Source organism: Streptomyces sp. CA-243310 (assembly GCF_050936775.1).
GTDB lineage: Bacteria > Actinomycetota > Actinomycetes > Streptomycetales > Streptomycetaceae > Streptomyces.
On sequence record NZ_JBNJMF010000002.1, the window covers coordinates 1481290 to 1506436 of the forward strand.

The following is a 25147-nucleotide window of genomic DNA, read 5'->3' on the forward strand; positions in this document are numbered from 1 at the left end:
TATGCGCGCGACCGAGGGCGACCAGTTGGTGCAGCACGGCAGGATCGTGGGCCAGCACGACAAGGTGGGTGAGATCACCCAGGTCCTGGGAGAGAACGGAACCCCTCCCTACCGGGTCCGCTTCCAGGACGGGCACGAGGCCGTGATGTCCCCGGGCCCCGACTGCGTCGTCAAGCACCCGTCCGAGTCCACCCACTGAACCCACACCCGACACCCGACCCACCCCGGACACTCCACCCACCCGCCTCACACCCCGACGCGCGCCCGACCCGACGCGCAGGCTCAACGCGGCGGCACGCGCGTCGGATAGTGATCGGCCACCACCCTGGCCATCGCCCCATTGGGGTCCGCGACCACCTGCTTCGCCGAGAAGTAGACGTGGCCGCGGACCTGCGCGTGGTCCCGGGAGAAGCGCACGTGGCGCGACAGCTCCCCCGGGTCGCGCCAGGCGGCGGTGGGGCTCGCGGCGTCGCAGCGGTAGAGCGCCTCCCCCACGTACAGGTCCACGCCCGTGCCCTCGACGGTGCGCGCCCACCACGGCACGAGTGAGGCGTAGTCGGCGGTGGGGTGACCGATCTGCCAGTAGACCTGCGGCGCGATGTAGTCGATCCAGCGCTCCTTGACCCACTTGCGGGTGTCCGCGTACAGGTCGTCGTACGTGCCGATGCCCGCCCGGGTCGGGGAGCCGAGCGGGTCCATCTCCTCGTTGCGCCAGACCGCGAACGGGCTGATGCCGAACCTCGTCGTCGGGCGGACCCGGCGGATCTGCTCGGACATCTCCTTCACCAGGGCGTCGGTGTTGTGCCGCCGCCAGTCGGCCCGGGAGGCGAAGGAGCCGCCGTACTCCTCGAAGGCCTCGTCGTCGTCGAAGTCCACTCCCTCCACGGGGTACGGGTAGAAGTAGTCGTCCCAGTGCACGGCGTCGACCGCGTAGCGGGCGACCGCGTCGAGCATGGCCCGCTGCACGAAGGCCCGCACCTCGGGCAGTCCGGGGTTGTAGTACAGCTTGCCGCCGTACGGGACCGTCCAGCCGGGGTTGCGGCGCGCCGGGTGCGCGGGGGCGAGCCGGGTCGGGTCGGTGTGGTTGGCCACCCGGTACGGATTGAACCAGGCGTGCAGTTCCAGCCCCCGCGCATGGGCCTCGGCGACCGCCGTGCCCAGCGGGTCCCAGCCGGGGTCGACCCCCTGGGTCCCGGTCAGCCACTGGGACCACGGCTCCAGCGCGGAGGGCCACATCGCGTCGGCGGTGGGCCGGACCTGGAGGACCACCGCGTTCAGCCGACGCTCGACGGCGGTGTCGAGGAGCGAGAGGAGTTCCGCGCGCTGCGCGGCGGCCGAGAGACCCGTCTCCGAGGGCCAGTCGACGTTCTGTACGGAGGCGATCCACATCCCCCGGAGTTCGGAGGCGGGCGCCCCCGTCGGCACCGGCCTTCGCCCCTCGGGTCGTGTCCTGCCCGCCGCCCCGGCGGGCCCCGCCCCCGTGGCCGAGGCCAGCAGCCCCGCGCCCGCCGCCAGCAGTCCCCGCCGCCCGATGTACGTCATGTGACGACTCCGTTCCGTTCCGTGACAATGCGTTGCGTGCGCCCAGCATGCCCGCCCCGGCCCGCCGGCCGGGGCAAGGTCGGGGGTAACGTCGGGGGGCGTGGCGGGCGCCGAACGCAGTTACCACTGCCCAGTACGGGGGACCCGCGATGGATGAGCAGCGAAAGGCACGACGTGACGGACCTCTCTACCCCCCCGACCGACATTGCACGCGTCGGCGTGGTGGGCTGTGGCCAGATGGGCGCCGGCATCGCGGAGGTGTGCGCCCGCAGCGGTCTTGAGGTGATGGTCGCCGAGACCACCGGCGAGGCGCTGGAGATCGGGCGCACCCGGCTGCACAACTCCCTGATGAAGGCCGCCGAACGCGGCAAGATCAGCGAGGAGGAGCGGGACGCCACCCTGGCCCGCCTCACCTTCACCACCGACCTCGGCGAGTTCGCCGACCGCGACCTCGTCATCGAGGCCGTCGTCGAGAACGAGCAGGTCAAGACGGAGATCTTCCAGGTCCTCGACCAGGTGATCACCCGCCCGGACGCGATCCTCGCCTCCAACACCTCCTCGATCCCGCTGGTCAAGCTGGCCGTCGCCACCTCGCGGCCCGACCAGGTCATCGGCATCCACTTCTTCAACCCGGCCCCGGTGCAGCAGCTCGTCGAGCTGATCCCGGCGCTGACCACGGGCGAGGAGACCATCAAGCGGGCCGAGGCCCTGGTGCGGGACGTGCTGGGCAAGCACGCGATCCGCGCCCAGGACCGATCCGGCTTCGTGGTCAACGCGCTGCTCATCCCGTACCTGCTGTCGGCGATCCGGATGTTCGAGTCCGGCATCGCGAGCCGCGAGGACATCGACAACGGCATGGAGCTGGGCTGCGCCCACCCGATGGGTCCGTTGAAGCTCGCGGACCTGATCGGCCTGGACACGGTGGCCTCGGTGGCGGACTCGATGTACGCGGAGTTCAAGGAGCCGCTGTACGCCGCTCCCCCGCTGCTCCAGCGCATGGTCGACGCGGGCCGCCTCGGCCGCAAGACGGGTTCGGGCTTCTACCCCTACGCCTGATCGTCCGGGCCTGGGCCGTCTCTTCCGGATCCTGCCTGACCCGCGCCGCCCGGCAAGATCCTAAAGAGACGACCTAGCCCAGCCGCAGGTGATGCAGGAGCAGCAACCCGGCCGCCATGTTGGCGGCCGGGATCTCGCCGCGCGCGATCATGTCCGGCACCAGTTTGAGCGGGACCCACTCGCGGCGCGAGGACTCGAAGTCGTCCTCGGGGTGGCCGATGTACGTGGCCCCGTCCGCCCAGTAGAGGTGGTGGCGGGCGTCGGTCAGGCCGTTGGAGGGCTCCACGGTCATCAGGTGGTGGAGCGGGCCGGGCCGCCAGCCCGACTCCTCCTCCATCTCGCGGGCGGCGGCGACGGCGATGTCCTCGCCGTCCTCGACCACGCCGGCGGGCAGTTCCCAACCCCAGCTGTCGGTGATGAAACGGTGCCGCCACAGCAGCAGCACCTCGTTGGCCGCGTTGACGGCCGTGGCGACCGCCACCGGGCGCAGCCGGATCACGAAGTGGTCCAGGTGCCGGCCGTCGGGGAGTTCCACATCCGCGAGGTTCACATCGAACCAGCGGTTCTTGTACACGGTCTGCTCACTCAGGTTCATCCACTGCACGGTTGTGCCACCTTCCGAATCGTCGGTGGCAACATGGCAGCAGCCCTACCCCTTACAGGGGAACGCGCAGCGCCCCGTCGATGAGCCGGGCGGTCTCCTCCGCGCTGGCACAACCGCTGGTCAGGAGCCTCTCCCTGACCGCCCGCAGCCGATCCCGCAGCCTTTGCGACTCCATGCCCTGGGCCCGCTCGGCCATCTCCACCGCCGCCGGCACCGCCCGGTCCGGTTCCCCCTGCCGCAACTGCACCTCGCACAGGATCGCCAGCCGATGGACCCGCCCGCGGTCGTGCGCGGGCGTCCCGACGGCGGCCTCCGCCTGGGCGTGGGCCGCCTCCAGATCGCCGAGGGCGAGCAGCGCCTCCGCCACCTGTACGTTGACCAGCCCGGGCTGCACGTATCCCGTCTCCGCCGGCTCGGTACCGGGTCGGATCCGCTCCGCGTCCGCCTCCGCCTGCCGGATGCACGCCAACGCGGCCGCCCCGTCGCCGAGTCGGGCGTACGCCTTGGCCTGCATCGCGTGCAGGTCGGCGGCCAGCGCCGGGGTGGTGTGCCGGCCGGCGGCCCGCAGGGCGGCCTCGGCGAACGCCACGGCCTGCCGGTGGTCCCCCAGGTACAGCGACTGGTTGACGAGCAGGGCGATCACGTACGCCCCGAGCCCCCGGTCCCCGCTGGCCTTCGCCATCCGCAGGGCCTGGTGGAAGTACCGCTGGGCCGCCCCGTGGGCGTCGGAGTCGTACGCGCAGATGCCCGCGACCGCCACCAACGAGCCGGTGGCCCGGTGCAGTTGCCGGCCCAGCGCGTCGGGGTAGCTCCCGCGCAGCATGGGCGCGGTCTCGTTGCCCAGGAAGCGGACGATCCGTGCCCGGGTCGCCATCCCGCCGGCCCTGCGGTACATCAACTCGTAGTGCGCGCGGGCGGCCCTGAGGACCTCGATGTGCTCGGGCCCGATCCGCAGCGGGCCGTCCCGGGACACGTCGCAGTCCTCGGGCGGGTTCTCCCACTCCCAGACCGGCATGACGGCCGACGTGCCGGTGACCGCCTCGTCGGACCGCAGCGGGGACCGACCCTGTTCGTCGGCGCGCCACAGGGCGGCGGCCCGGTCCACGAACCCGTTCAGCGGGGTCGCGTGGGGCGCGGGCCGGCCGCCGGCGCCGAGCCCGGCGTCGTCGAGGGTGACGGGCCTGCGCAGCCGCCCGCCGAGCACCTCGCAGATCAGCACGGGCACCTGGCCGCGCGGTCGCTGCCCCTTCAACCAGCGGGAGACCGCGGTGTGTTCGTAGCGCAGCGCGAGTCCGAGACCGCGGCCCGCCTGGTTGACGTGCGCGGCGAGTCCGGCGTGGGACATGCCCGCCTCTGCGAGGAGGGCATCGAGCAGGGCATTGGGCTGCATGGGGCCCTCCAAGGGCTCGTCCGCATCAGGCTAGTGGGTGCGCGGTTCACACGGGGTGTGAAACGAGTACGCGCATAAATGCGATACGCACCCTGCCGCGAAGGCACCCCGGAGCGCTTCACTTAAGGGCCTCGTGAAGAGGCCGCTCGGGTCGTCGGCTCCCCCTCGTACAGTGCGACGACCCGGCACCGCGCCGCCCGTTCTGTTGTCTGCCCGACACTCCACGGCAGGACGGGCGGCGCGCCACGGTTCCGCCGGCGCCCGGTTGGTCGCCGGGACCGGCCGGAACCGGGCCGAACGCGCACCGGGCCCATCCACCGGGTCCGGTGCGTGCGGCCGGCGCACCCCACGCCGCGCTTCCACCCCCCTGCGCCGAACGACCGAGGGGCGCGTCCGGTGATCCGGACGCGCCCCTCGGCAGGCCTGTGTCGGCGGTGCGGTCACACGCCCCGCAGCACCGCGCCCGTCCGCTCGCCGGCCAGGGCCACCGCCGCGTCGCGCGCGGCCGTGGACTCCTCGGCCGTCAGCGTGCGGTCGCTCGCCCGGAAGCGCAGCGCGTACGCGAGGGACTTCTTGCCCTCGCCCACCTGCTCACCGGTGAACACGTCGAACAGCCTCAGGGACTCCAGCAGTTCGCCCGCGCCGCTGCGCAGCGCGTCCTCGACCGCCGCGGCGGGCACCGCGGTGTCCACGATCAGCGCCACGTCCTGGGTCGCCACCGGGAAGGAGGAGATCCGGGGCGCCCGCAGGGCCTCGCCGCCGGCCGCCGCGAGGCGGTCCAGGTCGAGTTCCATGGCGCTGGTGCGGGCCGGCAGGCCCATGGCCTTGACCACGCGCGGGTGCAGCTCGCCGGCGTGACCGATGACCGTCTCCACCCCGTCGAGGGTGACGAGCAGTTCGGCGCACCGGCCCGGGTGCCAGGGGCCGTACCGGCCCTGGCGCACGGTGAGTTCGGCGCCGGCCTCGACGGCCAGCGAGCGCGCCGCCTGCACGGCGTCGGCCCAGCCGGCCGGGTAGCCCTTGCCCCACCAGCCGGCCTGCTCGCGCGCTCCGGCCAGCACGACCGCGACGTACCGCGGCTGGGCCGGAAGGGCCGCGTCGAGGGTGGCGATCTCCTCGTCCGTGGGACGCCGGTCGACGGGCAGTCGTACGGCGACACCCGGCTGCGGGCCGGCGAGGAAGACCGAGCCGGTCTCGAAGAGCGCCAGGTCGTGGCTGCCCCGGCTGTCGTTGCGCCGCAGCGCGTTCAGCAGCCCCGGCAGCAGCGTGGTGCGCAGCGCCGGCTCCTCGTCGGAGATCGGGTTGACGAGCTTGACGACCCGGCGGGCGGGGTCTTCCGCGGCCAGCTGGAGCTGGTCGAAGACGCCCTCGCCCAGGAACGGGTAGCTGAGCGCCTCCACGTAGCCCGCGCCGGCCAGCGCGCGGCCCACCCGGCGGTGCAGCTGCTGCCGGGCGGTCAGACCGCGACCGGAGGGCACCTGCGGCAGGGTCGACGGCAGGTTGCCGTAGCCCTCCAGCCGGATGACCTCTTCGGCGAGGTCGTTGGGCTCGGCGAGGTCGGGGCGCCACGACGGGACGGTGACGACGAGCTCGTCCTGCCCGTAGACGTCGCAGCCGATCTCCTGGAGGCGGCGGACGACGGTCTCGCGACCGTAGTCCATGCCCGCGACCCGGTCCGGGTGGTCGGCGCGCATGGCGATGGTGCGCGGGGCGCCCGGGGCGATGAGCTCGGTGACGCCGGCCTCGGCGGTACCGCCGGCGACCAGCACGAGCAGGTCCACGGTGCGCTGCGCGGCCGCGGCGGCGGCCTGCGGGTCCACGCCGCGCTCGAAGCGCTTGGAGGCCTCGGAGGACAGCTTGAGACGGCGGGCGGTGCGCGAGATCGACACGGCGTCGAAGTGCGCCGCCTCGATGACCACGTCGGTGGTGCCCGTGACCCGGCCGGTCTCGGGGTCGGTGACGGAGTCGGCGATCTCGGTGTTGGCGCCGCCCATGACACCCGCGAGCCCGATCGGGCCGCTGTTGTCGGTGATCACCAGGTCCTCGGCGTCGAGCGTGCGCTTGACCCCGTCGAGGGTGGTGAACTGCTCGCCCTGCTCGGCACGGCGGACACCGATGGCGCCGTCGATGCGCGAGCGGTCGTAGGCGTGCAGCGGCTGACCGAGTTCGAGCATCACGTAGTTGGTGATGTCGACGGCGAGCGAGATCGGGCGCATGCCCGCCTTCTGCAGGCGGCGGCTGAGCCAGATCGGGGAGCGCGCCTCGGGGTCGAGACCGGTCACGGTGCGCGCGGTGAAGCGGTCGCATCCGGCCGGATCGTCGATCTTGACGAGGTAGCCGTACGAGTTCGGCGCGGGCACGTCGAGCAGCGCCGGGTCGCGCAGCGGCAGGCCGTAGGCGGTGGCGGCCTCGCGGGCCACACCGCGCATCGACATGCAGTAGCCGCGGTCCGGGGTGATGTCGATGTCGAGGACCTCGTCGACGAGCTGGAGCAGCTCGATCGCGTCGGTGCCGACCTCGTGCTCGTGCGGCAGCACGATGATGCCGTGCGTGCCGTCGTCGCCCATGCCCAGCTCTTCGCCGGAGCAGATCATGCCGTGCGAGGTCTTGCCGTACGTCTTGCGCGAGGCGATGGCGAAGTCGCCGGGAAGCACCGCGCCGGGCAGGACCACGACGACCTTGTCGCCGACGGCGAAGTTCCGGGCGCCGCAGACGATCTCCTGCGGCTCGCCGGTGCCGTTGGCGGAGCCGACGTCGACCGTGCAGAAGCGGATGGGCTTGCGGAAGCCCTCCAGCTCCTCGATGGTCAGGACCCGACCGACGACGAGGGGGCCCTTGAGCCCGGCGCCGAGCTGCTCGACGGTCTCGACCTCGAGGCCGGCGTCGACGAGCTTGGCGGCCACGTCGCGGCCGGTCTCACCTGCGGGGAGGTCTACGTACTCCCGCAGCCAGGAAAGCGGGACGCGCATCAGATCTCACTCCCGAACGGCCGGGTGAAACGGACGTCACCCTCGACCATGTCTCGCATGTCTTCCACGTTGTGACGGAACATCAGCATCCGCTCGATGCCGAATCCGAAGGCGAAGCCGCTGTACTTCTCCGGGTCCACACCACAGGCGACGAGCACCTTGGGGTTGACCATGCCGCAGCCGCCGAGCTCGATCCAGCCCTCGCTGGAGCAGGTGCGGCACGGGCGGTCGGGGTTGCCCACCGACGCGCCGCGACACACGTAGCACTGCATGTCCATCTCGGCGGACGGCTCGGTGAACGGGAAGAAGTGCGGGCGCAGGCGCGTGGTGGTGCCCTCGCCGAACAGCTCCTGGACCATGTGGTCCATGGTGCCCTTGAGGTCCGCCATGGTCAGGCCCTCGTCCACGGCGAGCAGCTCGACCTGGTGGAAGACGGGCGTGTGCGTCGCGTCGAGCTCGTCGGTGCGGTACACCCGGCCCGGGCAGACGATGTAGACGGGGGGCTTGCGCTCCAGCAGCGAGCGCGCCTGCACCGGGGAGGTGTGGGTACGCAGCACGACACCGGACTCGTCGCCCTCGGTGCCCTCGGGCCCCTGGACGAAGAAGGTGTCCTGCATCTGGCGCGCGGGGTGGTCGGGGGTGAAGTTGAGGGCGTCGAAGTTGAACCACTCCGCCTCGACCTCGGGCCCTTCCGCGACCTCGTACCCCATGCCCGTGAAGATGTCCGCGATGCGGTCCATCAGCGTGGTCAGGGGGTGCCGGGCGCCGGCCGGGATCCGGTCGTGGGGCAGCGTGACGTCCACGGCCTCCTCGACCAGCACCCGCTCGTCGCGCTCGGCCTCCAGAGCGACCGTGCGGGCCCCGAAGGCCTTGTTCACGGCGCCGCGGGCCTGTCCGACGCGCTTGCCCGCCTCGGCCTTGGCCTGGGGCGGCAGGGCGCCGATCTCGCGGTTGGCGAGCGCCAGGGGCGAGCGGTCGCCCATGTGCGCGGTCTTCGCCTCGCGAAGCTCGTCGAGGTCGCCGGCGGACGCGAAGGCGGCGAGCGCCTCGTCCCGCATGCGCTCGATCTCTTCCGGTTTCAGTGCCTCGACCTCGACAGGGTCGTACGACTTGTTCGGTGCCGACATCTCTTCCCGTACTTCCGATGGCTGGCTGGTGGATCCCCGCGCGACCCGCTCGACAGTCTCGACCGACCCGTTCTGCACAAGGACACAAAGGTGCCAAAGGTCGAGTCTAAAGGTCGCCGGGGGTGAAGGAGCCCGTGGGCCGCCTGGCGAGACCCTCCGCAGGGTTACTGCGTGAGATAGGCCGGGGCGGCGACGGGCAGGATAAATCGGAACTCGGCGCCGCCGTCGGGACCGCGGCCGACCGTGATGGTCCCGCCGTGGGCCTCCACGATGCCCTTGACGATGTACAGGCCCAGCCCGGTGCCGCCGCGCTTGCTGCCGCGCCAGAAGCGGGTGAAGACGCGTCCCATCGACTCTTCGGGGATCCCGGGCCCTTCGTCGGTCACGGTGACGGCGGTTCCCTTCTCGGTCTTCCCCGCGGCGTTCGCGAAGGTGGTCGGCGACACGTCGATGGTGACGGTTCCCTCGCCGTGGCGCACCGCATTTTCGAGGAGGTTGCCGAGGATCTGGTCGATCTTGTCCGGGTCGGCCCAGAGGTCGGGCAGCGGACGGCTGACGCGTACGAAGAACCGCTCGGGGGCCTGGCCGTTCGCGGTGAGCGCCTGGACGTGCCGGCCGACGGCGGTGGCGACGTCCACGGGCTGCCGCCTGACCTCCAGCCGGCCGGAGTCGATCCGGGAGATGTCGAGGAGTTCGGCGATGAGGCGGGTGACGCGGTTCGCGTCGGCGTCGACGGTCTCCAGCATCAGCCGCTTCTGGTCGTCGGTGAACCGCTCCCACTTGGCGAGCAGGGTCGCCGTGAACCCCTTGACGGAGGTGAGCGGGGACCTCAGCTCGTGCGCGACGGTCGCGATCAGTTCGGCGTGGCTGCGTTCGGTGCGCCGCCTGGCCTCGGTTCCGCGCAGGGTGACCACCAGGCGGGTCAGCGGGCCGGTGGGGTGGGTGCGCACGTAGCGTGCGGAGACCAGGACCTCGCGCCCCCCGGGGAGGAGGAGGTTCCGCTCGGGCTGGCCGCGCCGGGTGGCCAGACCCCCGTACGGGTCGGTCAGCGCCCACCAGCGGCGGCCTTCGAGGTCCTCCAGCGGCAGCGCGCGGTCGATCCGCGCCCCGATCGCCCCGCCCGCCGGGAGGGCGGTGATGCGGGCGGCGGCGGAGTTGAAGCAGATGACGCGGCCCGTGTGGTCGGCGACGACCAGGCCGTCGGGCAGGTCGTCGGGGTCGACCCCGAGACCGGCGAACTCCGACACGGGTGGTTGCTGCCGGTCGGCGGCGCGGGCGGGCGTGGCCTGCGTGGGCACGCCCCGGGCGGCCCGGGCGGGGACGGCCGGGGGCGGCGGTCCGGCCGCCTCGGCGGCCGCCGGCGTGCTGTTCGTACCGACGCTCATGTCCCCGTACCCCACATCTCCGAGTAGCGCAGTGGGCCCCCCGAGCCGCCACATTACTAGCTGGGGGTCACGGAGCGGCACCCTCCGGACGCCCGCTGTGCACGCGCGGAGGCGTAGAGGCACACGGCGGCGGCCGTGGCGAGGTTCAGGCTCTCGGCCTTGCCGTGGATCGGGACCCTGACGACGGCGTCCGCCAGGGCCCTGGTCTCCTCCGGCAGGCCCCAGGCCTCGTTGCCGAACACCCAGGCCGAGGGACCGCCCATGGTGCCCGCGTCGAGTTCGGCGTCGAGGTCCTCCTCGCCGGCGCCGTCGGCGGCGAGGATCCGCACGCCCGCGGCCCGCAGCCCTTCGACGGCCTGCTCCACCGGCACGCCGACCGCGACCGGGAGGTGGAAGAGGGAGCCGACCGAGGCCCGCACGGACTTCGGGTTGTACAGGTCCACGGAGGCGTCGGTCAGCACCACGGCGTCGGCTCCGGCGGCGTCCGCGCAGCGCAGCACGGTGCCCGCGTTCCCGGGGTCGCGGACGTGGGCGAGGACGGCGACGAGCTTCGGGCCGGCCTTGAGGATGTCCTCGAAGGGCGAGTCCAGGAAGTGGCAGACGCCGACCAGGCCCTGCGGGGTGACGGTCTGCGAGACCTCCGCGAGCACCTCGTCGTCGGCGTACTGCACGCGCGCCCCGGCCAGGAGCGCGGCCTCGACGATGTCGGCGTACCGCTCGGCCGCCTCGACGGTGGCGAACAGTTCGATCAGGGTCGACGCGCCCTCGGGGCCGCGGTGCTCGACGGCCTCACGGACCGCCTGCGGGCCCTCGGCGATGAACCGGCGCTCCTTGGTGCGGAAGTTGCGCCGCGCCAGGCGCCTGGCGGCGGCCACCCGGGTGGATCGGGGGGAGATCAGCTCGGGGGTGCCCATGTGTCTGCGGTTCTCTCTCGGGGTCCGGAGCGTGGCTCCGCGGGGGTTCACCGACGGACGGAGCCCGGCGGGTCGCGGGAGCCAACGTGGTGGCGGGGTGCAAGGTCCCGCCCCGGCGGTGCGGGGCGAAAGCACACGGACCCGCAGGCGTGGAGCCTGCGGGTCCGTGGGTGCCGGTCGCGTGGTGCGGCCGGCTACGCCTTAGGCAGCGGCCTTCGGGGCGTTGACGTCGGCCGGAAGGGCCTTCTGCGCGACCTCGACCAGCGCGGCGAACGCGTTGGCGTCGTTGACGGCCAGCTCCGCGAGGATCTTGCGGTCCACCTCGATGTTGGCGGCCTTCAGACCCTGGATGAGGCGGTTGTACGTCATGCCGTTCTGGCGGGCAGCGGCGTTGATGCGCTGGATCCACAGCTGACGGAAGTCGCCCTTGCGCTTCTTGCGGTCGTTGAAGTTGTAGACCAGCGAGTGGGTGACCTGCTCCTTGGCCTTGCGGTACAGGCGCGAACGCTGACCGCGGTAGCCGGAGGCCGCCTCGAGGATCGCCCGGCGCTTCTTGTGGGCGTTTACTGCCCGCTTGACGCGTGCCACTTTTTAACTCCTTGTAGCGGGGCCGTGGTTGTCTTCACACGACCCGAATTCGATGGGGTCCCGGTCCTGACGTCCCGCTCCCGTGGTGGGAGCGGCGAGCGTCACTTGCCGAGAAGCTTCTTGATCTTCGCGGCGTCGCCGGGAGCCATCTCCGCGGTGCCGGTCAGGCGGCGGGTGACACGGGACGACTTGTGCTCGAGCAGGTGGCGCTTGCCGGCGCGCTCACGGAGCACCTTGCCGGAGCCGGTGATCTTGAAGCGCTTCTTGGAACCGCTGTGCGTCTTGTTCTTCGGCATAGCGCCGTTATCTCCTCGTCGGTGGCGCCCCCACCGGTCCTTTTCGGGACCGGCTCACAGGAGCGTCATGTTGTGTCGGTGATCCGAGACGGGCTGCCCCGGAATCAGGCCTCGGCAGGTGCCTCGTGAGAGGTGTCCGCCTCGTCGGAGGCTGCCTCGGCGGAGGCGACCGTACCCTCGGCGTCCTCCGTCACCTCGACGACGTCCTCGGAAGGAGCCTCGTCGTCGTCGGTGAGGGCGACACCCTGGCGCTCGGCCTTGCGGGCGGCCTGCGCCTCGCGGGCTTCGGCCATCGCCTCGGTCTTCTTCTTGTGCGGACCGAGAACCATGATCATGTTTCGGCCGTCCTGCTTCGGGTTCGACTCGATGAACCCGAGGTCCTCGACGTCCGAGGCGAGGCGCTGCAGCAGTCGGTAACCGAGTTCCGGTCGGGACTGCTCGCGACCACGGAACATGATCGTGATCTTGACCTTGTCGCCCTGCTTGAGGAACCGAACGACGTGACCCTTCTTGGTGTCATAGTCGTGCGGGTCGATCTTCGGCCGGAGCTTCATTTCCTTGATGACCGTGTGCGCCTGGTTCTTGCGCGCCTCACGGGCCTTCATGGCCGACTCGTACTTGAACTTGCCGTAGTCCATGAGCTTGCAGACCGGCGGGCGTGCGGACGCCGCGACCTCGACCAGGTCGAGGTCGTACTCCTGCGCGAGCTCAAGCGCCTTCGCAAGCGGCACGATGCCGACCTGCTCGCCGCTCGGACCGACGAGTCGTACCTCGGGAACGCGAATCCGGTCGTTGATGCGGGGCTCGGTGCTGATGGATCCTCCTCGGTAGCACCACACGACTGCCTGGCAGACAGCCGCTGACGTTATTGTCGTCAGACCAACCGCGACGGGGAATGAAAAAAGCCCCGCCGGGCACAGGCAGGGGCTCCAAAAGACCGGAGCACCGCCGCATGCGAACGCGGGGCGCAACTCGGGCAGCTTTCCATCGTCCGTACGGAACGATGGATACCGCCTGACCGGTGACCCGCCACCCCGGAGGGCGGTCAGGTGGGAGATCGGAGCCTCCACTTGTGGGCCGGGGACATACGTCTCCGGCCGGTCGTCAGCCCAATATAGCACTGCGCGCCGGACCCGCTCACCCCGAGCACCGGTCGGCGGGCCGCCCGGCCCGGCTTATCGTGTGGGACATGACTGACGCGACCCCCACTCCCGCCACCGACGCCGAGCACGCCCCCGACTACGACGCCATGACCCGCGACATCGCGGACGTGCCCGCCGTCGAGGTGATCACCACGGTGGCCGTGCACCTGCTGAGCGCCGCGGCGGTCAACCTGGGCCTGGACAAGCCGGATTCCGAGCACAAGGACCTCGACGAGGCCCGCAAGCTGATCACGGCCCTGGCCGGACTGGTCACCGCGAGCGCCACCGAGATCAGCTCCTTCCACGCGGCTCCGCTGCGCGACGGCCTGAAGTCGCTCCAGCTGGCCTTCCGCGAGGCCTCGCTGGTGCCGGACGAGCCGGGCCAGGGGCCGGGCGAGAAGTACACGGGGCCCGTCTTCTCCTGACCGGTACGCGAACGACGATGGCCCCCTCGGAGGTTTCCGAGGGGGCCATCGTCGTTCGCGAGGGGCTCTCAGCGGACGTACAACGGCTCGCCGGGCGGGGCCGGCGCGTCGGGCGGCAGCAGAGCCAGGTCCAGCCCGCGCACCAGCCGGCCGCGCAGGGTCTCGTCGGCCGCGATGGCCTCGGCCACCCGGCGCGCCGTCGCGGCCGGCCGGGCGTCGGCGGCGGGAACGATCGCGAGCGTGCCGTCGGCGTCCCCCCGACCCGCGACCAGGTGGGCCCGGAGCACGGTGGGCTCGGCGGCCACGGCCGCCCGTACGGCCTCGCGCACGGCGGGGTCGTCGACCGGGCTCGCACCCGCGCGGCCCTCCGCGAGGGCGAGCAGCGCCGGACCGGTCAGCTGATAGGTCACCGGCCCGGCCAGGTCGAGGACGATCGTGTCGGCCTTCTCGTGCGCCGCTGCGGCCAGGGCCTGGTGCAGCGGCACCGCGACCGGGCGGGCCGTCGGGTCCCAGAGCGCCAGCGAGGCGATCGAGGTGAAGGCGGGCAGCGCCCGCCGGTCCCCCGCCGTGAGGGTGGGGACGGCCATGTCGCTGGTCTTCTCCCGCTTGAGCCCGGTCTGCGGGTCGGTCTCCACCTCGCCGAGGACCGCGACCACGGGCACCAGCAGGCGGGCGCCCTTGAGGGCGGCCAACACCTCCGGTTCCCGCGCCCTGTCCTGGGACCAGGCGACCAGGGCCGCGCTCAGGACGGGATCGGCCGAGCCGTCGTCGTCGGAGAAACCGGGGTCGGGAATGTTCTTGTTCGCCACAATCAACCGACCCTATCCCGCCGGGAAACCCTCGGGCGCCGGGCCAGTACGCCGGCCAGTGCGAGCAGCGCCACACCCGCCGCCGCGGCCGCCGGGGGCCCGAGGCGTGCCGAGCGTTGCGGCGGGCGGACGGGTTCGGGGCCGGGGCCGAAGTACTCCCGGCCGGCCGGGACGGGGGCGGGCAGCGGCGCTTCGGGGCGGAGCGCGTCCGCGGCCTGGAGTGCGGCCACCGCGTCCACCGTGCCGTGGCCCCGGGCGTCGTCGCGGCCCCCGGACGGGGCGTCGGAGGCGGTGTCCTCCAGCAGTTTCTTGATCTGTGCCGGGGACAGGTCCGGGTGCGCGGACTTGACGAGTGCCACGGTGCCGGAGACGAAGGCGGCCGCGGCGCTGGTGCCCCACGCCTCGTAGTAGGAGCGGTCGGGGTCCGCGATGACCACGTCCACGCCGGGGGCGCTGACGGTCGCGTACCAGTGGCGGGTGGAGAAGTCGGCCTTGCGGCCCTCGCGGTCGACGGCGGTGACGGCGATGACCCCCGGGTAGGCGGCCGGGTAGGAGGTGGGGTCGCCGCGCTCGCCGCCGTTGCCCGCGGAGGCGACGACGACCACGCCCTTGCCTAGCGCGTACCGGACCGCCTCGTCCTCGGCGCCCTCGTGGTGGGCGGACTCGCTGTCGTCGCCGAGCGAGAGGTTGATGACGTCGGCGCCGTGGTCGGCGGCCCAGCGGATGCCCTCGGCGAGGGCACCGGACTTGCTTCCGCGGGCCTTCGCCCGGCCCGGGTCGGCCTCTTCCAGGATCACCCGTACCGGCAGGATCCTGGCCTGCGGGGCGATGCCGAGGATGCCTTGGCCGCGGCTGGGTCCGTGGCCGCGTCCGGCGATGATGCTCGCCATCGCGGTGCCGTGCCGGGCCCAGGCGCGGTCGCCGCGGCCGGCGCCCATGCCGACGAGGTCGGTGCCGTCGAGGACTTGGCCGGCGAGGTCGGGGTGGGTGGCGTCCACGCCGGTGTCGAGGACGGCGACCGTGACCCCGTCGCCCTGGGTGGTTCCCCAAGCCTCCTCCGCGCGCAGGGCCAACAGGCCCCACTGGCGGTCCCGGATGGCGTCGGCGGAGGCGGGGTGCGCGGCGGCTCCGGCGAGGAGGACGGCGAGGGCGAGGGCGCCGGCGGCGCGGCTCGCGGTCGGGCGGCTCACGGTCGGGCCTTCCGGTCCGGGGCGGGTGACGCGGGCGGGGCGGCCAGGGCGGCGACCACACGTCCCACCTCCGACGCGACGGCCTTGGCCTCGTGCCCGAGGCCGGACTCGGCGACGACGCCGGTCGCGTCCTGCCGGACGGCCTCCTCGGCCGGCCGGGGGGCGTCGGGTGCGCGGCCGTCGGCGAAGGCGGAGACGGTGTAGACGATCGCGGGGGCGCCCGCGATCGGGGTCGCGGTCCAGGCGGCTCGCCGGGAGTCGGAGAACCCGAACGCGGTGGGGAGGGTCATCCGGTCGCGGAAGCCGGCCATCGTGGTGGAGTCCGCGGTGGTGAAGACCAGGCCGACGGCGATCAGGGAGCTGCGGGTGGAGTCGATGTAGGTGGCGCGGAGCACGCGGGTGCAGCCGGTGTCGGCCAGGGTCGCGCGCCAGGTGGCGTCGAGGGCGGCGGGGCAGTCGGCGTCGGGGGCGAGCGCGATCCGGGTCCAGGTGCGGTCGGCGCCGTCGGGGCCCTTGTCGCGGCCGTCGAGGGAGGGCGGGAAGAGCCGGTCGACGGGGGCGTCGCGCCAGAGCGTGGCCGCCTTGCGGTAGGCGGCGTCGGGGGCCACGGGGCGGTGTGCTTCCCGGTGTTCGTTCCAGGCGGTGAACGCGGCTCCGCCGACGAGGCCGGTTCCCAACACCCCGAAGAGGACTGCGGCCGTCACGCGTGCGGGGCGCCGGCGCGGGGGCGGGTCGGTCTCGGCCAGGACCGGCGATTGCGGTGTGGACGTCGTCATCCGGCTGCTCCGCCCCCGTTCTTACGCTGCGGCCTTCCCCGTACTGTACGGGGGCTCCGGCAGGGGGGTGGCAGGGGTGCGCGGTCGACCCCGGGTCTCCGGAGGGCGGCCGGCCCGTTCGCCGGGGCCGCGCACCGGGCGGGATGTCGGGGCCACGGTCGGACGGCGGTCGTTCTCGGCCGCGCGGGGTGGTGACACGGACCCCCTACCCACCGGTACACGGGCATGGCAGGCTGCCGCCATGACTTCCGACCGTGCCCGGTACGACAAGGCCACCGCCCACCTCGACGCGCCGCTGGCCATCGTGGATCTGGCCGCGTTCGACGCCAACGCCGACGACCTCGTCCGCCGCGCGGCCGGCAAGCCGATCCGGGTGGCCAGCAAGTCCGTACGGTGTCGTGCGCTGCTCGAACGGGTGCTGGCCCGACCCGGGTTCGCGGGGATCATGTCGTACACCCTCGCCGAGAGCATCTGGCTGGCCCGTTCCGGTTTCGAGGACGTGCTCCTCGCCTACCCCTCGGCCGACCTCGCCGGGTTCGCGGAACTCGCGGACGACCCGAAACTGGCCGGGGCGATCACCGTGATGGTGGACGACATCGCCCAGGTGGAACTCATCGACCGGGCCCGGGACGGGGGTTCCCGGGAGATCCGGGTCTGTCTGGAGTTGGACACCGCGCTGCACCTCCTCGGCGGCAGGGTCCGGGTGGGTGCCCGCCGTTCGCCGCTGCGCGAGCCGCGGCAGCTCGCGGACCTGGCCCGCGCGGTCTCCGCCCGTGCGGGGTTCCGGGTCGTGGGGCTGATGGGCTACGAGGGTCATGTCGCCGGTGTCGGCGACTCGTTGGCCGGGCGCCCGCTGCGGTCCCGGACGATCCGTCTGATGCAGGGCGCGGCCCGCAGGGAGTTGGCGGCCCGGCGCGCCGAGGCGGTACGGGCCGTGCGTGCGGTGGTGCCCGACCTGGAGTTCGTCAACGGGGGCGGCACCGGCAGCGTGCAGCAGACCGCCGCCGAGGACGCGGTCACGGAGATCGCCGCCGGTTCGGGGCTCTACGTGCCGCGGCTGTTCGACAACTACACGTCCTTCCGGGGCCGGCCGGCCGCCCTGTTCGCCCAGCCCGTGGTCCGCCGGCCCGGCGTGGGGGTCGTGACCGTGCTCGGCGGGGGCTATCCGGCCTCGGGTGCGCCCGGCCCGGACCGGCTGCCCGTGCCGTACCTCCCCGCGGGCCTGCGCTACGACCCGCAGGAGGGCGCCGGCGAGGTCCAGACGCCGCTGCTCGGCGGCCCGGCCGACGATCTGCTGATCGGCGACCGGGTGTGGTTCCGGCACGCGAAGGCGGGCGAACTGTGCGAGCGCTTCGACACGTTGCACCTCGTCGAGGGTGATCGGGTGACGGCCACCGCCCCGACGTACCGGGGCGAGGGCCGCACGTTCCTCTGAGCCGTCCCCTTCGGATCCCGTCGGTCAGTACACGGTGTCCTGCTGGTCGGGGATGACGCTCGTGTCGCCCCGGCGGACGGGGCCCGGGGTGCCGTCGCGCTCGACGTGTCCCGTCGTCGCGCACGGGTACGGGGTGGTCTTGCGCCCCTTGGGTTCGATGAACATCGGGTTCACGATCCACTTGCCGTCGCTGTTGTCGTAGGCGCGGCACATGAGTTCGTTCTTGTTTCGGTTGAGGACGAGCCGCAGCGCGGTGGCGTCGCGCAGGAACGAGATGTCGGTGTCGGAGTCGCCGGCGGCGAAGGTCTGGCGCCGGGCGGCCGGTTGGATCTTCTCGGCGGCGGCGCCCCGTACCCCGAAGACCTCCTTGTTGATCCAGCAGCGCTTGCCGTCGATGTACGTGATCATCGTGTCGGCGCCGTCCTTGACGGATCCGCAGCCCTGGAGGTGGGCGGTGTACCGGCCGTCGCGCGTGGTGGTGTTGCGGATGCCGATGACGTGGTCGGCGGCGATGCCGACGCCCCGGGCCCACACCTCGACGACCGGTTGTGGCGAGGCCGAGCTGATCCAGACGTCGAAGCCGGCTTTCCGCAGGGCGCCGATGAGGTCCTTCTGCTGGTCGTAGTAGCGGACCCAGCCGGTGGCGGTCGTGGTGCCGACCCGCTGTGTCGCGCCGACGGGCGCGGCGAGGTTCTCGGTCCGTGCGGCGGCGGCGAAGCCGCGGACCTCGCGGGCGGTCCAGCCGCGAGTGAGCTGGGACAGCCAGGCGTACCCGGGCTCGGTGGTGCGGTGGTCCCAGCCCGCGAAGGCGGCGGCGCCGGACCGGGTGGTGGCGGTGCCGTAGACGGCGTTGACCTCGTCGGCGCAGTCGGCGCCGGCGGGGGTGCCGGTGGGCAGCGGGGCGCCGGGGCGGGCGAGCCGGTCGCAGGCGTCGGCCAGGGCCGCGCCGGCGGCCGGGGTGAGGTGGCGACTGGTGCCGGCCCAGCCGCCGTCGGCGGGTCGGCGGATCTTGCCGTTGCGCAGCAGCCAGAACATGGTGGCGTCGCCGACGTCGTTCTTGACGACGGTGTTGTCCCAGTCGAAGACGGCGACGGGCTTGTCGCGGTTCGGTCGGTACGGGGCGCAGGTGCCGTACGTGTCGAGGAGCCGCTGGAGCCGGGCCTGGTTGTCCCCGTACCAGCCGGCTCCGAGCGTGGGGGTGGTGCAGTGGCCGCCGGGGTGGGCGGCCCGCGCGGCGGGCGCGGTGGCCGCGAGGGAGCCGGCGGCCATCGCCGCGGCGACCGCGACGGCCCGGAGGCGTCGCGCGGGACCGGATCGGGTCATCGGGGTGGCACTCCTGTTTCCTGCGGGGGTCGTCGCGGACGGTGGAGCACGGCAGCCGGGCGTCGTGCGACGCCCGGCTGTCGGGGGTGGTCGAGGGGGACGGCGCGTCCCCGCAGGTCGGCTACAGGGGGGTGACGTACGCGCCGGAGATGCCGCCGTCGACGAGGAAGTCGGTGGCGTTGATGAAGGAGGAGTCGTCGCTGGCGAGGAAGGCCACGGCAGCGGCGATCTCGGTGGGTTCGGCGAACCGGCCCAGCGGGATGTGCACGAGGCGACGAGCGGCGCGCTCGGGGTCCTTGGCGAACAGTTCCTGGAGGAGGGGGGTGTTGACCGGTCCCGGGCACAGCGCGTTGACGCGGATGCCTTCGCGGGCGAACTGCACGCCGAGTTCGCGGGACATGGCGAGCACGCCGCCCTTGGAGGCGGTGTAGGAGATCTGGGAGGTGGCGGCGCCCATGATCGCGACGAAGGAGGCGGTGTTGATGATGGAGCCGCGGCCCTGGCGCTGCATGTAGGGCAGGGCTGCCTTGCAGCAGAGGTAGACGGAGGTCAGGTTGACGTCCTGGACCCGCTTCCAGGCCTCCAGGCCGGTGGTGAGGATCGAGTCGTCGTCGGGGGGTGAGATGCCCGCGTTGTTGAAGGCGATGTCGACGGAGCCGTAGGTGTCGAAGGCGGTCTTGAAGAGGGCCTCGACCTCCTCGGGGCTGGTGACGTCGACCTTGACGAAGGTTCCGCCGACTTCCTCGGCCGCGGCCTTGCCGGCGGTCTCGTCGATGTCCGCGCAGACGATGTTGGCGCCCTCGGAGGCGAGGCGGCGCGCGGTGGCGAGACCGATGCCGCTGCCGGCTCCGGTGATGACGGCGGTACGGCCGACCAGGCGGCGGCAGACGATCTCGTTGTCGGAAGTGGTCATGGTGGGTTCAGGCCTCCGTGCTGATGAAGACGTTCTTGGTCTCGGTGAAAACGGTGAGGGCGTCGGGTCCGAGCTCCCGGCCGAGGCCGGACTGCTTGTAGCCGCCGAAGGGCGTCGAGTAGCGGACGCTGCTGTGGGAGTTGACGGACAGGTTGCCCGCGGCGACGGCGCGCGAGACGCGCAGGGCGCGGCCGATGTCGCGGGTCCACAGGGAGCCGGAGAGCCCGTACGTGGTGGCGTTGGCCAGGCGCACGGCGTCCTCCTCGTCCTCGAAGGGCAGGACGACGGCGACCGGGCCGAAGACCTCCTCGACGGCGACGGGGGCGGCGGGGTCGACGTCGAGGACGAGGGTCGGGGGGTACCAGAAGCCGGGGCCGTCGGGGGCGGTGCCGCGGATCGCGGTGAGGTCGTCGGTGACGTGGGAGCGTACGCGTTCCCGTTGCGCCTGCGAGATCAGCGGGCCCATCTGGGTCTTCTCGTCGGACGGGTCGCCGACGACCACGCCTTCGATGCCGGGGGTGACGAGTTCGAGGAACCGGTCGTACACGGAGCGCTGTACGAGGATCCGGGTGCGGGCGCAGCAGTCCTGGCCGGTGTTGTCGAGGAAGGACATCGGGGCCGCCGCGGCGGCGGCCTCCAGGTCGGCGTCGGCGAAGACGATGTTGGGGCTCTTGCCGCCGAGTTCGAGGGTGAGCCGCTTCACCCGGTCGGCGCACTTGGCCATGATCCGCTTGCCGACGGGGGTGGAGCCGGTGAAGACGATCTTCGCGACGCCGGGGTGTTCGACCAGTGCGTCGCCGGTGACCGCTCCCCGGCCGGGGAGGACCTGGAAGAGGTGCTCGGGGATCCCGGCCTGGAGGGCGAGTTCGGCGAGGCGCAGGGCGGTGAGGGGGGTGGTCTCGGCGGGCTTGAGGATGACGGCGTTGCCTGCGGCGAGGGCGGGTGCCACGCCCCAGGCGGCGATCGGCATGGGGAAGTTCCAGGGGGCGATCACGCCGATGACGCCGAGGGGTTCGAGGAAGGTGACGTCGATGCCGCCCGCGACCGGGATCTGCCGGCCGGAGAGTCGTTCCACTCCGCCGGCGGCGAAGTCGAGCAGGTCGCGGACGTTCCCGGCTTCCCAGCGGGCGTTGCCGATGGTGTGTCCGGCTTCCCGGACCTCCAGGGCGGCGAGTTCCTCGACGTGTCCGTCGACCACCGCGGCGAAGCGGCGCAGGAGTCGGGCGCGGTCGGCGGGTGAGACCGCGGCCCAGGCCCGTTGGGCCGCGGCGGCCCTGGTGACGGCCGCGTCGACGTCGTCCCGTGTGGCGGTCGGGACGGTGGCGACGATCTCCTCGGTGGCCGGGTTCAGCACTCTCAGATCGAGGGGGGCCAGCTCATCGGACACGTGGTGCCTCTCAGACGTTCGGGTGCGGTGGGTGCGGGGTGGGTGCGGTCAGAGGCGTTCGAAGGAGCGGCGCAGTTCCCAGTCGGTCACCGCGGAGTCGTAGGCGTCGAGTTCCACGCGCGCCATGTTGCGGTAGTGGGCGACGACTTCCGGGCCGAACGCGGCCTTGGCGATCTCGCTGTTCTCCCAGAGTTCCGCGGCCTCGCGCAGGGAGGTCGGGACGTGGGCGAAGTCGGCGGTGTACGCGTTGCCGGCGCAGGCGTCGGGCAGTTCCAGGCGGTGCTCGATGCCGTAAAGGCCTGCGGCAACGAGACCGGAGACGGCGAGGTACGGGTTGACGTCGCCGCCCGGCAGGCGGTTCTCGAAGCGCATGGAGCGGCCGTGGCCCACCACGCGGAGGGCGCAGGTCCGGTTGTCCACGCCCCAGGCGACGGCGGTCGGGGCGAAGGATCCGGGGCGGAAACGCTTGTACGAGTTGATGTTCGGGGCGTAGAGAAGGGAGAAGTCCCGCAGCGCGGCCAGTTGGCCGGCCAGGAAGTGACGCATCACCGGCGACATGCCGTCGGGGTCGTCGGGTCCGCCGGCCATCGCGTTGTGTCCGTCGGCGTCACCCAGCGAGAGGTGAATGTGACAGGAGTTGCCCTCGCGCTCGTCGTACTTGGCCATGAAGGTGAGCGAGACGTCTTCCTGGGCCGCGATCTCCTTGGCTCCCGTCTTGTAGACGGAGTGCTGGTCGCAGGTGGTGAGCGCCTCGTCGTAGCGGAACACGATCTCGTGCTGCCCGAGGTTGCACTCGCCCTTGGCGGACTCGACGACGAGGCCGGCGGCCTGCATCTCGTTGCGGATGCGGCGCAGCAGGGGCTCGATGCGGCCGGTGCCGAGGACGGAGTAGTCGATGTTGTACTGGTTGGCCGGTGTCAGGTCACGGTAGTTGGCGTTCCAGGCCTGTTCGTAGGTGTCCTGGAAGACCATGAACTCCAGTTCGGTGCCGACCATGGCGGTGTACCCGAGGTCGGCCAGGCGCTCCAGTTGGCGGCGCAGGATCTGGCGCGGGGCGGCGACCACCGGCGAGCCGTCGTTCCAGGCCAGGTCGGCGAGGAGGAAGACACTGCCGGGGTTCCAGGGGAGGCGGCGCAGGGTGGCCGGGTCGGGGTGCATGGCGAAGTCGCCGTAGCCGCGGTCCCAGGAGGACATCTCGTATCCGTCGACGGTGTTCATGTCGGTGTCGACGGCGAGCAGGTAGTTGCAGCCCTCGGTGCCGTGGGCGAGTACCTCGTCGAGGAAGAACTGTGCGGCGAACCGCTTGCCCTGGAGGCGCCCCTGCATGTCGGGGAAGGCCAGGACGACTGTGTCGATCTCACCGCTGGCGACGAGGGAGCGGAGCTCCTCGATCGCGAGCGGCGGCTTGCGGTCTACCACTGGAATCTCTCCTTCGGTGAGCCGAGTGCGCCTAAGGTATTGAATAGAACCATTGCTTGGGAAGGGGAGGGGCCGAGATGACCGATACGACCAGTGAAGGCGACGCCATCGCACGGCTGAATCCCGTACTGCGACAGGTACGGGCGGGCAACGGTTTCGAGGAGGCGTTGGAGCAGATCCTCCAGGTCGTCCGGCTGGGGCTGGTGCCGGGCGGGGAGCGGCTTCCGGCCGAGCGCGAGCTGGCCGAGCGGATGGGGATCAGCCGGGTGACCCTCCGGGAGGTGCTGAAGGTGCTCCAGGACCAGGGCCTGGTGGAGGCCCGCCGCGGCCGGTACGGCGGAACGTTCGTGCTGAACCGCCCCGACACCCCCGCCGGCGGCGCCGAGCGGGAGCTGCGGCGGCGGGTGGCGGGCGTGGACATCGAGGACGCGCTGCGCTTCCGCGAGGTGTTGGAGGTGGGCGCGGCCGGGCTGTGCGCCTCGCAGGGACTGACCGAGGAGGGGACCGAGCGGCTGCTCGGCGCGCTGACCGCCACCCACGACGCCCCGCTCGCGGACTACCGCCGCCAGGACACGCTGTTCCACCTCACCCTGTGCGAACTGGCCGGATCGGCCACGCTGACGGCCCAGTACGCGGCCGTCCGCGCCACCGTGAACGACCTGCTGGACTGCATTCCGCTGCTGGTGCGCAACCTGGAGCACTCGCAGCAGCAGCATGCGACCGTGGTGGACGCGGTCCTGGAGGGGAACGCGGACGCGGCGCGGGAGACGATGCGCGAACACTGCTGCGGGACGGCGGCGCTCCTGCGGGGATTTCTGGCCTGAAAGTTGCCCTTTACAGCTGGTTCGGCCGGGTTTCGGACCGAGAGTGTTTCGTAACCCCTGTTTAACGCAGGGGTCTTGCGCGCTCCACTCCCTTGACGCAAAGGTACGCCTCACAACCATTGCCCTAGGCAGGAGCGCACATGGCCGACGACACCGAGCCCCGGCAGACAGCCGCGGCCGATCCCACCACGTCCCCCGACGGCGGCGACGGCTACCTGGAACGTCGCACGCTCCGCCGCGGCAGCGCCGGCTGGCTGCTGCTCACCGGTCTCGGCGTCGCGTACGTCGTCTCCGGCGACTTCTCCGGCTGGAACATCGGCCTGGCGCAGGGCGGCTTCGGCGGCCTGGCCATCGCCACCGTCCTGATGGGCACGATGTACGCCTGTCTGGTCTTCTCCCTCGCGGAACTCTCCGCGATCCTGCCCACGGCGGGCGGCGGCTACGGCTTCGCCCGTCGGGCACTGGGCACCTGGGGCGGTTTCCTCACCGGCACGGCGATCCTCATCGAGTACATCCTGGCCCCCGCCGCGATCTCCATCTTCATCGGCGACTACGTCGAGTCCCTGAACCTCTTCGGCCTCACCTCCGGCTGGCCGGTCTACCTCGCCTGCTTCGCGATATTCATCGGAATCCACCTCTGGGGCGTCGGCGAGGCCCTGCGCTTCTCCCTCGTCGTCACCGCCGTCGCCGTGATCGCGCTGATCGTCTTCGCGCTCGGCGCGTTCACCGAGTTCGACGCGTCGAACCTGAACGACATCGCCGTCGACAGCAGCGCCTTCGGCGCGGGCTCCTGGCTCCCGCTGGGCGTCCTCGGCATCTGGGCCGCCTTCCCGTTCGGCATGTGGTTCTTCCTGGGCGTGGAGGGCGTCCCCCTCGCGGCGGAGGAGGCCAAGGACCCGGTCCGCTCGATGCCCAGGGCCCTGTCGATCTCCATGGGCATCCTCGTCCTGCTCGCCCTGATCACCTTCCTCGCCTCGACGGGCGCCCGCGGCGCCGACGCCCTCAAGGACGCAGGCAACCCGCTGGTCGTCGCCCTGGAGGGCAACTCCGGCCTCTCCTGGCTGAAGACGTTCGTCAACTACGCGGGACTCGCGGGCCTCGTGGCGTCGTTCTTCTCCCTCATCTACGCCGGCTCGCGCCAGCTGTTCGCCCTCTCCCGGGCGGGCTACCTGCCGCGCTTCCTGTCCCTGACCTCGAAGCGCAAGGCCCCGTACCTGGGCCTGCTGATCCCCGGTGCGATCGGCTTCGCCCTGGCAGCCGCCACCGGCAACGGCCCGCGCATGCTGAACATCGCCGTGTTCGGCGCGACCATCTCGTACGCCCTGATGGCCCTCTCGCACATCGTGCTGCGCCGGCGGGAGCCCGGCCTGGAGCGCCCGTACCGCACCCCGGGCGGCATCGTCACCTCCTCGGTGGCCTTCGTCCTGGCCCTCTCGGCGCTCGTCGCGACCTTCCTCGTGGACAAGGACGCGGCCTTCATCGCGCTGGCCGTGTACGCCGTCGCCCTCGCCTACTTCGCGCTCTACAGCCGCCACCACCTGGTGGCCTCCGCACCCGAGGAGGAGTTCGCGGCGCTGGCCGCCGCCGAGGCGGAATTGACCCGCGACTGAAATCCTGGACCCGTACCGGTTCG

General features: G+C 72.2%; 23 protein-coding genes. 6 read left to right on the forward strand and 17 right to left on the reverse strand.

Features of this window, described 5'->3' with window-relative positions:
• Window position 1: 1 nt before the first annotated feature.
• Window positions 2-199 carry a DUF1918 domain-containing protein gene (locus ACQEVM_RS24290; protein ID WP_433082356.1) on the forward strand — a complete coding sequence of 66 codons (198 nt, stop codon included), beginning with the start codon at window positions 2-4 and terminating at the stop codon, window positions 197-199.
• 83 nt (window positions 200-282) lie between these two features.
• On the opposite strand, the gene ACQEVM_RS24295 is transcribed toward ACQEVM_RS24290, so the two are convergent.
• Window positions 283-1542: a glycoside hydrolase family 10 protein gene (locus ACQEVM_RS24295; protein ID WP_433082358.1), complete on the reverse strand. Its 1260-nt coding sequence runs from the start codon at window positions 1540-1542 to the stop codon at window positions 283-285.
• Window positions 1543-1695: 153 nt separating this feature from the next.
• On the opposite strand from ACQEVM_RS24295, the gene ACQEVM_RS24300 reads away from it, so the two are divergent.
• Window positions 1696-2598: a 3-hydroxybutyryl-CoA dehydrogenase gene (locus tag ACQEVM_RS24300; RefSeq protein ID WP_433082360.1), complete on the forward strand. Its 903-nt coding sequence runs from the start codon at window positions 1696-1698 to the stop codon at window positions 2596-2598.
• A gap of 73 nt (window positions 2599-2671) precedes the next feature.
• Here ACQEVM_RS24300 and ACQEVM_RS24305 read toward each other — a convergent pair whose 3' ends face one another.
• From ACQEVM_RS24305 to infC, 9 genes are all read right to left on the reverse strand, one after another.
• On the reverse strand, window positions 2672-3193 hold the full coding sequence (locus ACQEVM_RS24305; RefSeq protein ID WP_385646803.1) for an NUDIX hydrolase: 522 nt from the start codon (window positions 3191-3193) through the stop codon (window positions 2672-2674).
• Window positions 3194-3254: 61 nt separating this feature from the next.
• Complete coding sequence (locus ACQEVM_RS24310; protein ID WP_433082362.1) at window positions 3255-4592, reverse strand: transcriptional regulator; 1338 nt, start codon at window positions 4590-4592, stop codon at window positions 3255-3257.
• A 440-nt stretch (window positions 4593-5032) separates the two neighbouring features.
• On the reverse strand, window positions 5033-7561 hold the full coding sequence (pheT, locus tag ACQEVM_RS24315; protein ID WP_433082364.1) for a phenylalanine--tRNA ligase subunit beta: 2529 nt from the start codon (window positions 7559-7561) through the stop codon (window positions 5033-5035).
• Window positions 7561-8688, reverse strand: coding sequence for a phenylalanine--tRNA ligase subunit alpha (gene pheS / locus ACQEVM_RS24320; RefSeq protein ID WP_433082366.1), 1128 nt, complete (start codon window positions 8686-8688; stop codon window positions 7561-7563). The genes pheT and pheS overlap by 1 nt, the downstream gene beginning before the upstream one ends.
• 164 nt (window positions 8689-8852) lie before the next feature.
• Window positions 8853-10073 (reverse strand): ATP-binding protein, encoded by a 1221-nt coding sequence (locus tag ACQEVM_RS24325; RefSeq protein ID WP_433082368.1) that lies wholly within the window; start codon window positions 10071-10073, stop codon window positions 8853-8855.
• A 56-nt stretch (window positions 10074-10129) separates the two neighbouring features.
• Window positions 10130-10987 carry a TrmH family RNA methyltransferase gene (locus ACQEVM_RS24330; RefSeq protein WP_433082370.1) on the reverse strand — a complete coding sequence of 286 codons (858 nt, stop codon included), beginning with the start codon at window positions 10985-10987 and terminating at the stop codon, window positions 10130-10132.
• A 201-nt stretch (window positions 10988-11188) separates the two neighbouring features.
• Window positions 11189-11575: a 50S ribosomal protein L20 gene (gene rplT, locus ACQEVM_RS24335; protein ID WP_007263143.1), complete on the reverse strand. Its 387-nt coding sequence runs from the start codon at window positions 11573-11575 to the stop codon at window positions 11189-11191.
• 101 nt (window positions 11576-11676) lie between these two features.
• The gene (gene rpmI, locus ACQEVM_RS24340) at window positions 11677-11871 is read right to left on the reverse strand and encodes a 50S ribosomal protein L35 (protein WP_030387121.1); all 195 of its coding nucleotides are present in this window, start codon (window positions 11869-11871) and stop codon (window positions 11677-11679) included.
• Between the two features lie 104 nt (window positions 11872-11975).
• Window positions 11976-12710 carry a translation initiation factor IF-3 gene (infC, locus tag ACQEVM_RS24345; protein ID WP_433082372.1) on the reverse strand — a complete coding sequence of 245 codons (735 nt, stop codon included), beginning with the start codon at window positions 12708-12710 and terminating at the stop codon, window positions 11976-11978.
• Between the two features lie 350 nt (window positions 12711-13060).
• Here infC and ACQEVM_RS24350 point away from each other — a divergent pair, with 350 nt between their 5' ends.
• A complete protein-coding gene (locus ACQEVM_RS24350) occupies window positions 13061-13438 on the forward strand; it encodes a DUF1844 domain-containing protein (RefSeq protein WP_433082374.1) in 378 nt (125 codons plus the stop codon).
• A gap of 68 nt (window positions 13439-13506) precedes the next feature.
• Here ACQEVM_RS24350 and ACQEVM_RS24355 read toward each other — a convergent pair whose 3' ends face one another.
• The 3 genes from ACQEVM_RS24355 to ACQEVM_RS24365 are packed head-to-tail and all read right to left on the reverse strand — an operon-like array spanning window position 13507 to window position 16213.
• On the reverse strand, window positions 13507-14247 hold the full coding sequence (locus tag ACQEVM_RS24355) for an SseB family protein (RefSeq protein ID WP_433082376.1): 741 nt from the start codon (window positions 14245-14247) through the stop codon (window positions 13507-13509).
• Between the two features lie 2 nt (window positions 14248-14249).
• Window positions 14250-15437 (reverse strand): type VII secretion-associated serine protease mycosin, encoded by a 1188-nt coding sequence (gene mycP / locus ACQEVM_RS24360; protein ID WP_433082378.1) that lies wholly within the window; start codon window positions 15435-15437, stop codon window positions 14250-14252.
• Window positions 15434-16213: a hypothetical protein gene (locus ACQEVM_RS24365; RefSeq protein ID WP_433082380.1), complete on the reverse strand. Its 780-nt coding sequence runs from the start codon at window positions 16211-16213 to the stop codon at window positions 15434-15436. The genes mycP and ACQEVM_RS24365 overlap by 4 nt, the downstream gene beginning before the upstream one ends.
• Window positions 16214-16454: 241 nt before the next feature.
• On the opposite strand from ACQEVM_RS24365, the gene ACQEVM_RS24370 reads away from it, so the two are divergent.
• On the forward strand, window positions 16455-17648 hold the full coding sequence (locus ACQEVM_RS24370; protein WP_433082382.1) for an amino acid deaminase/aldolase: 1194 nt from the start codon (window positions 16455-16457) through the stop codon (window positions 17646-17648).
• 24 nt (window positions 17649-17672) lie between these two features.
• Here ACQEVM_RS24370 and ACQEVM_RS24375 read toward each other — a convergent pair whose 3' ends face one another.
• The 4 genes from ACQEVM_RS24375 to ACQEVM_RS24390 form a co-directional block, all read right to left on the reverse strand.
• Entirely contained in the window at window positions 17673-18971 is a 1299-nt protein-coding gene (locus ACQEVM_RS24375; RefSeq protein WP_433082384.1) for a haloacid dehalogenase-like hydrolase, read from the reverse strand.
• Between the two features lie 121 nt (window positions 18972-19092).
• On the reverse strand, window positions 19093-19884 hold the full coding sequence (locus ACQEVM_RS24380) for a 3-oxoacyl-ACP reductase (protein WP_433082386.1): 792 nt from the start codon (window positions 19882-19884) through the stop codon (window positions 19093-19095).
• Between the two features lie 7 nt (window positions 19885-19891).
• On the reverse strand, window positions 19892-21271 hold the full coding sequence (locus ACQEVM_RS24385) for an aldehyde dehydrogenase family protein (RefSeq protein ID WP_433082388.1): 1380 nt from the start codon (window positions 21269-21271) through the stop codon (window positions 19892-19894).
• A gap of 48 nt (window positions 21272-21319) precedes the next feature.
• Complete coding sequence (locus ACQEVM_RS24390; protein ID WP_433082390.1) at window positions 21320-22690, reverse strand: glutamine synthetase family protein; 1371 nt, start codon at window positions 22688-22690, stop codon at window positions 21320-21322.
• Window positions 22691-22767: 77 nt separating this feature from the next.
• On the opposite strand from ACQEVM_RS24390, the gene ACQEVM_RS24395 reads away from it, so the two are divergent.
• Both ACQEVM_RS24395 and eat read left to right on the forward strand, forming a co-directional pair.
• The gene (locus tag ACQEVM_RS24395) at window positions 22768-23514 is read left to right on the forward strand and encodes a FadR/GntR family transcriptional regulator (protein ID WP_433082392.1); all 747 of its coding nucleotides are present in this window, start codon (window positions 22768-22770) and stop codon (window positions 23512-23514) included.
• Window positions 23515-23654: 140 nt separating this feature from the next.
• On the forward strand, window positions 23655-25124 hold the full coding sequence (eat, locus tag ACQEVM_RS24400) for an ethanolamine permease (protein ID WP_433082394.1): 1470 nt from the start codon (window positions 23655-23657) through the stop codon (window positions 25122-25124).
• The last annotated feature ends 23 nt before the right edge of the window (window positions 25125-25147 follow it).

What these genes read in the sequence shown, in the direction of transcription:
- ACQEVM_RS24370 (WP_433082382.1), top strand. Translation starts at nt 16,455, where the DNA reads ATGACTTCCGACCGTGCCCGGTACGACAAGGCCACCGCCCACCTCGAC.
- ACQEVM_RS24365 (WP_433082380.1), bottom strand. Translation starts at nt 16,213, where the DNA reads ATGACGACGTCCACACCGCAATCGCCGGTCCTGGCCGAGACCGACCCG.
- ACQEVM_RS24305 (WP_385646803.1), bottom strand. Translation starts at nt 3,193, where the DNA reads ATGAACCTGAGTGAGCAGACCGTGTACAAGAACCGCTGGTTCGATGTG.
- ACQEVM_RS24375 (WP_433082384.1), bottom strand. Translation starts at nt 18,971, where the DNA reads ATGACCCGATCCGGTCCCGCGCGACGCCTCCGGGCCGTCGCGGTCGCC.
- rpmI (WP_030387121.1), bottom strand. Translation starts at nt 11,871, where the DNA reads ATGCCGAAGAACAAGACGCACAGCGGTTCCAAGAAGCGCTTCAAGATC.
- ACQEVM_RS24300 (WP_433082360.1), top strand. Translation starts at nt 1,696, where the DNA reads ATGAGCAGCGAAAGGCACGACGTGACGGACCTCTCTACCCCCCCGACC.
- ACQEVM_RS24290 (WP_433082356.1), top strand. Translation starts at nt 2, where the DNA reads ATGCGCGCGACCGAGGGCGACCAGTTGGTGCAGCACGGCAGGATCGTG.
- ACQEVM_RS24325 (WP_433082368.1), bottom strand. Translation starts at nt 10,073, where the DNA reads ATGAGCGTCGGTACGAACAGCACGCCGGCGGCCGCCGAGGCGGCCGGA.
- eat (WP_433082394.1), top strand. Translation starts at nt 23,655, where the DNA reads ATGGCCGACGACACCGAGCCCCGGCAGACAGCCGCGGCCGATCCCACC.
- pheT (WP_433082364.1), bottom strand. Translation starts at nt 7,561, where the DNA reads ATGCGCGTCCCGCTTTCCTGGCTGCGGGAGTACGTAGACCTCCCCGCA.
- ACQEVM_RS24295 (WP_433082358.1), bottom strand. Translation starts at nt 1,542, where the DNA reads ATGACGTACATCGGGCGGCGGGGACTGCTGGCGGCGGGCGCGGGGCTG.
- ACQEVM_RS24310 (WP_433082362.1), bottom strand. Translation starts at nt 4,592, where the DNA reads ATGCAGCCCAATGCCCTGCTCGATGCCCTCCTCGCAGAGGCGGGCATG.
- ACQEVM_RS24395 (WP_433082392.1), top strand. Translation starts at nt 22,768, where the DNA reads ATGACCGATACGACCAGTGAAGGCGACGCCATCGCACGGCTGAATCCC.
- pheS (WP_433082366.1), bottom strand. Translation starts at nt 8,688, where the DNA reads ATGTCGGCACCGAACAAGTCGTACGACCCTGTCGAGGTCGAGGCACTG.
- ACQEVM_RS24330 (WP_433082370.1), bottom strand. Translation starts at nt 10,987, where the DNA reads ATGGGCACCCCCGAGCTGATCTCCCCCCGATCCACCCGGGTGGCCGCC.
- ACQEVM_RS24350 (WP_433082374.1), top strand. Translation starts at nt 13,061, where the DNA reads ATGACTGACGCGACCCCCACTCCCGCCACCGACGCCGAGCACGCCCCC.
- ACQEVM_RS24380 (WP_433082386.1), bottom strand. Translation starts at nt 19,884, where the DNA reads ATGACCACTTCCGACAACGAGATCGTCTGCCGCCGCCTGGTCGGCCGT.